General features: G+C 60.7%; 3 protein-coding genes. 2 read left to right on the forward strand and 1 reads right to left on the reverse strand.

Annotated elements, in window-relative coordinates; translation table 11 throughout:
- A partial coding sequence (locus IQ273_RS31630; protein WP_194027053.1) for a peptidase M15A occupies positions 1-844 on the reverse strand: 844 nt, incomplete at its 3' end.
- A 287-nt stretch (positions 845-1,131) separates the two neighbouring features.
- Here IQ273_RS31630 and glgP point away from each other — a divergent pair.
- Entirely contained in the window at positions 1,132-3,366 is a 2,235-nt protein-coding gene (glgP, locus tag IQ273_RS31635; protein WP_194027054.1) for an alpha-glucan family phosphorylase, read from the forward strand.
- Positions 3,367-3,372: 6 nt separating this feature from the next.
- Positions 3,373-3,643 (forward strand): Tab2/Atab2 family RNA-binding protein (locus IQ273_RS31640; protein WP_228054262.1); only part of this gene is annotated, 271 nt, incomplete at its 3' end.

The raw sequence follows: 3,643 nt of genomic DNA on the forward strand, positions 1-3,643 counted from the left end.
GCGGGGCCGGTGGGGGATAGACCACGACCCCAGCCCGCTCGACGCGGGCATGCCCCTGGAATACGTACCAGGTATTGAGCCCATTGATATCGTCTTTGACATATCTAATAGTGAATCGGATGTGCCCGTTAAACGACCCCTGAGCGTTGGCAAAGGCATAGGCACTGAGCACGATTGTGGTACCCGGCGAGGCGGGCACCTGCTCACTGGGGGCCAGTTGGCTACTGTCTACCGGGCGGCGCTTGAACAGAGTATTCTGGATGACCCGCAGCACAAAGGCATTGGGGTCGGGGCGCGGATACACCACATCGCTGTCGAGGGTAACAAAGGCGTGGGGAGTGTACACAAACCAGGTGCTGAGGCCATTGACAAAGTCTTCGGTATTGCGAATGGCGAACTTGATGTGGTTGTTGAAGTTACCCTGGCTGTCGGCAAAAGCGTAAGACTGGAGGTCGTAGGTTTGGCCACGCGGCACAGCCACGGTCTCGTTTGCGGGAAGCAGATTGGAATCGAGGGGACGGCGCTTGAGCAGAGTCCCGACGTTAATCCACAGTACAGGGCTAGTCGCCTGGTCTTCGTGGGGATAGACAATAACACCGTCTGCTTCTACCTGAATGTCTTGGGTGGGTACAAACCAGGTGTTAAAGCCGCCGATGGTGCGATCGCGCAGGGCTACTTTAATGTGTCCTTCAAACCCGCCGTTGATGTCGGCGTAGGCGTAGGACTGCAGTGCGTAGACGGTGCCTGCCGTGATCGCCGCCTGTTCATTGGCCTCTAGCTGCGATGGCGGCTCGGGCCTGAGCACAAAAACCGTGGGTCGATTTACTCGTAAGACTTGATTCACCCTGCATTCCCCTAGTCTCGCCACGGCCTATCATATAGCACCATTTTTTAATTCCAAGGCATCCCCCTAGGGGTGGGGGGCGTGCTGCTAATTTTTATAGACTGGGCCTGATTGCCCCTGGTTTCAGGCTTAGGCCGGGTCTGGTTGGCACTGTAGGCATGGGAAAAGAGTATGAATCAAGGCATCAAAAGATTTACCCACTTAATTTAGGTAATTTATAGATAACCTTCTCCCCTATGCTGGGAGAAACCCCTGCTCGTTTCCGCTGGCTGTTCTTCTCCCTGCCCATGACTTCTGTATTACGCCTTAAGGCCAAACTTCCCACGCCCCTAGTTGCCCTTGCTGACCTGGCCTACGACTACTGGTGGAGCTGGACTGAGGAACGGGTTTCGCTGTTTAGCATTATCGATCCAATTCGGTGGCAGGCCTGCGGCCACAACCCCGTAGCGCTGCTAGAGGCGGTGCCGCTTGAGCGCCTTTGGCAAGTGGCTGAAGATCCTTACTACCTCAACCGTTTGCGGCATTTGACCAGCCAGTTTGAGGCCTACCGCCGCAATGGCCAAGCTCAGAACCAGGGAGGGCATCGCGCGCCCTGGGCCAACCAGGTTGCGCCCCAGATCAGCCCCGATCGCCCGGTGGCCTACTTTTGCATCGAGTTTGGCCTGCACGAGTCGCTGCCTCTTTACGCCGGAGGGCTAGGGGTACTGGCGGGCGACAGCCTCAAGTCGGCCTCTGACCTGGGAGTGCCGATGGTGGGGGTGGGGCTGCTCTACCGCCAGGGCTATTTTCACCAGCACCTCAACCGCAGCGGCTGGCAGGAAGAACACTACGCCCACTGCGAAGTCAACCACCTGCCCATGGAGCTGGTGCGCGACGAGTTTGGTCAGCCGGTGACGATCAAACTCGATATTCGCCAGCGGCCCGTGCGGGTACAGGTGTGGCGGGTACAGGTGGGGCGATCGCAGCTTTACCTGCTCGACACCGATCGCAGCGATAACGACCCGCTCGATCGCCGCATTACCAGCCAGCTCTACGGCGGCAACCCCGAAACTCGCCTGGCCCAGGCCCTGGTGCTGGGCATTGGCGGCGTGCGCATGCTCTACGCCCTCGATATTGAGCCGATGGTGTACCACCTCAACGGCAGCCACGGGGCCTTTGGCCTGCTGGAGGTGGCCCAGCGCGACCTGCGCTACAGCGAGGCCGACTTTGGCGCGATCGCGGCCCAGGTGCGCCAGAGCAGCGTGTTTACCACCCATTCGCCTGTGTCGGCAGCCGGCAACGTATTTGCCGCCGACCTAATTGAGTCGTTTTTGGGCGGCTACTGGCCCCACCTGGGTCTATCGCGCGAAGATTTTCTGGCCCTGGGCAACCACCGCCCCGACGACCCCTGGGGGTTGTTTTCGATGACGGTACTGGCCCTGCGGCTGAGCGGCAAAGCCAACGGTGTCAGCTCGCGCCACGGCGAAATTTGTCGGGAGATGTGGCAGGCCCTCTACCCCGACTGCGAGATGCATCAGGTGCCGATTGGGGCGATTACCAACGGCGTCCATGCCGCCACCTGGACAGCGCCGCTGATGGGCGATCTCTACCGCCAGTACCTGGGCTACGACGACCCCACCCCCCTGACCGACCCCAGCCGCTGGGCCAGAATCGATGCAATCCCCGACGATCAGCTTTGGCAACGGCACAGCCTGCTAAAAGAGCGGCTGATTGCCTACACCCGCGATCGCGTCCGCACCGCCCGCCACAGCCGGGGCGAGGCCGCCGATGAAATTGCCGCCGTCGATCACCTGCTCGACCCCAACGTGCTAACCCTGGGCTTTGGCCGCCGGTTTAGCCCCTACAAGCGTGGCGAACTGCTGTTTAGCGACCTACACCGGGCGATTCGCATTTTGGCCCACCCCCGTCGGCCGATTCAAATTGTATTTGCCGGTAAGGCCAACCCCACCGATGAGGAAGGCAAGCGGATTATTCAGCGGCTGATGGAGTGGTGCCGCCACCCGGCCCTGCGCGATCGCGTCGCCTTTATTGAAGACTACGATATGGCGGTGGCCAAGCTGCTGCTGGCCGGGGTCGACGTGTGGCTCAACCATCCTCGCCGCCCCGAGGCCTCGGGCACCAGTGGTCAAAAAGTAGCCCTCAACGGCGGTCTCAACTGCGCCACTCTCGATGGCTGGTGGGCCGAGGCCTATCGGGCCGGGGGCGCTGGCCAGGCGGCCAACGGCTGGATGATTGGCAAAGCCAACCCAGTCGCCGACCCCGATGTTCAAAACCAGCAGGATGCCGACTCGCTCTACGACCTGCTAGAGCATCACATTGCGCCCCTGTACTACCAGCGCGATGGGCAAAGCTCGGCCCTAGAGGGCCATCGCGGCGGGCTGCCCCGCCAGTGGATTGCGATGATGAAAGCGTCCATTCACTCCTGTGCACCCATCTACAACAGCGATCGCATGGTGGCTGAGTACCTCACCCAAATGTACATGCCCAGCCCCGAGCCCGTAGTGGTCAATGCGTTTTCCTAGGCAGCTATGGCCATAACCCTCTGGCAGGCCGATCTACACCGCCCACCCCTGGTCAGCGACAGCGGCGCACCCCTCTGGGAAATTTTGCTGTGCAGCGCAGATTTTGGCTTTAGCTATGGGGCCACAGTGCCCCAGGCGGCGGTAACCAAAGCCTGGGTAACGGAGCAGATCACCACCGCGACTCAGAAAGCTGGCACCGCTCCCAGCCAAATCCAGGTGTTTCGGCCCCAGGCGCTGTCGCTGCTGACCACGGCTTGCGAACCGCTGGGTATTGCAG

Origin of the sequence: Nodosilinea sp. LEGE 07298 (assembly GCF_015207265.1) — a bacterium.
In the GTDB taxonomy this organism is placed as follows: Bacteria; Cyanobacteriota; Cyanobacteriia; order Phormidesmidales; family Phormidesmidaceae; genus Nodosilinea.